This window comes from Pseudoduganella sp. RAF53_2, from assembly GCF_052113985.1.
Classification (GTDB): Bacteria; Pseudomonadota; Gammaproteobacteria; order Burkholderiales; family Burkholderiaceae_D; genus Rugamonas.
This window is the reverse complement of record NZ_JBFRDW010000868.1, coordinates 1-1,939: the sequence shown is the minus strand read 5'-3', so window position 1 is coordinate 1,939 and position 1,939 is coordinate 1. Positions and strand designations below refer to the sequence as shown.

Here is a 1,939-nt window from a genome sequence, read left to right as displayed (position 1 = left end):
GGGAATACCAGTACCGAGGCTATGGCATACACGAAGAAATCGAAATATTCGGACGCGCGTCCGATCACAACGCCTACCGCTATGTCTCCTGGGGAAATCGGGTTGTTATCTGTATTGAGACGGCGCGCATCGTCTGCGCTGTCGCGTTGCGGGAAGTCGTGCGGCACATCGCCGCCATGGGTCGTATGCATGCTGGCCATATCTTTGTCTCACTTCTTAGTTATATCTTTGTCTTCACGTCCAGTCCTGGCCTTGGACACGGGGTAGGACAAAGTGTCCAATGTCCAAAACGAGACGTTGGAACTACATTGGCAGGTTTTGCTCGCTCTGTACAGTCCTTTATCGCGCGTAAACCTTACTTTTTTCTCAACGAATGATTGGTGCAGCGCGACAGGGAGGACAAAGTGTCCAATGTCCAAATGAAGGCGGGAGAGTTACAGTGCGATGTTTCTCTCAATCTACATAGCCTTTATCGCATGTTATCTTCACTCGTTCGTCGTGGACTGTTCGCTACACCACTGATTGCGCTTGCGGGCTGCAATACCGTGGTGATGAACCCGTCTGGAGATGTCGCGGCGCAGCAAAGTCACCTGGTTACGGTGTCCACGCTGCTGATGCTGCTGATCATCGTTCCTGTTATCGCCCTGACCATTTTGTTCGCCTGGCGTTATCGTCAGAGTAACAAAACCGCCAAATATGAGCCGGATTGGGATCACTCGACCCGTCTGGAACTGATCATCTGGGGCGCGCCTCTGCTGATCATCATCGTGCTGGGCCTGCTGACCTGGATTAGCACCCACACCCTGGACCCATACCGCCCTCTGCAGCGCATTGATGCGCAGCGCGCCGTGTCGACTTCGGTCAAGCCGCTGGAAGTGCAAGTGGTGGCGCTGGACTGGAAATGGCTCTTCATTTATCCGGACCAGGGCATTGCGACCGTGAACGAGCTGGCCGCACCTGTGGACGTGCCGGTGCGCTTCAAGATCACCTCGTCCACCGTGATGAACGCTTTCTATATTCCTGCACTGGCTGGCCAGATCTACGCCATGGCGGGTATGGAAACCCAGCTGAACGCAGTGATCAACAAGCCGGGCGAATACGAAGGCTTCTCGTCGAACTACAGCGGCGCCGGTTTCTCCGACATGCGCTTCAAGTTCCACGGCATGACCCAGGCGGACTTTGACAAGTGGGTGCAGGACAACAAGGCCAGCGGCGATAAGCTGGACCGTGCCAACTACACCGTGCTGGAAAAGCCAAGCATCAAAGAGCCGGTACGCCACTACGCCTCCGTCGATGCGGACCTGTACGACGCCATCGTCAACCGATGCGTGGACCGCAACGCCACCTGCATCAAGGACATGATGGCCGAAGACGCAGCCCGCGCCCGCGGCGCCTCGACCGCCGAACTGGCCGCCGCACGCAGCGAAAAGCGCATGACCGTGGCTTCGAACGGCGAAGTGTGCATCACCCCTGAAGCGAAGAAGAATTAATCATGCAAGACCATATGACTCTTTCACAGCTGATCTTCGGACGGCTGAGCTGGGAAGCGATTCCGTTCCATGAACCTATCCTCCTGGTTACCTTTATCGCCGTTGCCCTGGGCGGCGCGGCCGTCCTCGGCCTGATCACCAAGTATCAGCTGTGGGGCACCCTGTGGCGCGACTGGATCACCAGTATCGACCACAAGAAGATCGGCATCATGTACATGATCTTCGGCCTGATCATGCTGCTGCGCGGCTTTGCCGACGCGGTGATGATGCGCGCCCAGCAGGCGCTGTCCTTCGGCGACGCCCATGGCTTCCTGCCACCGCACCACTACGACCAGATCTTCACCGCCCACGGCGTGATCATGATCTTCTTCGTCGCGATGCCGCTGGTGACGGGCCTGATGAACTACGTGGTGCCGCTGCAGATCGGCGCGCGCGACGTGGCATTCCCG

Annotated in this window: 2 protein-coding genes and 1 pseudogene; 2 read left to right on the top strand and 1 reads right to left on the bottom strand. The window is 57.5% G+C overall.

Annotation, left to right across the window (positions count from 1 at the left end):
• Positions 1–191, bottom strand: a pseudogene (locus AB4Z11_RS30485) (MFS transporter); the annotation flags it as partial.
• A gap of 285 nt (positions 192–476) precedes the next feature.
• On the opposite strand from AB4Z11_RS30485, the gene cyoA reads away from it, so the two are divergent.
• Positions 477–1,490: a ubiquinol oxidase subunit II gene (gene cyoA / locus AB4Z11_RS30480; RefSeq protein ID WP_442029747.1), complete on the top strand. Its 1,014-nt coding sequence runs from the start codon at positions 477–479 to the stop codon at positions 1,488–1,490.
• 2 nt (positions 1,491–1,492) lie between these two features.
• Positions 1,493–1,939: cbb3-type cytochrome c oxidase subunit I (locus tag AB4Z11_RS30475; RefSeq protein ID WP_442029745.1), on the top strand; the 447-nt coding region annotated here is incomplete at its 3' end.

What these genes read in the sequence shown, in the direction of transcription:
- cyoA (WP_442029747.1), top strand. Translation starts at nt 477, where the DNA reads ATGTTATCTTCACTCGTTCGTCGTGGACTGTTCGCTACACCACTGATT.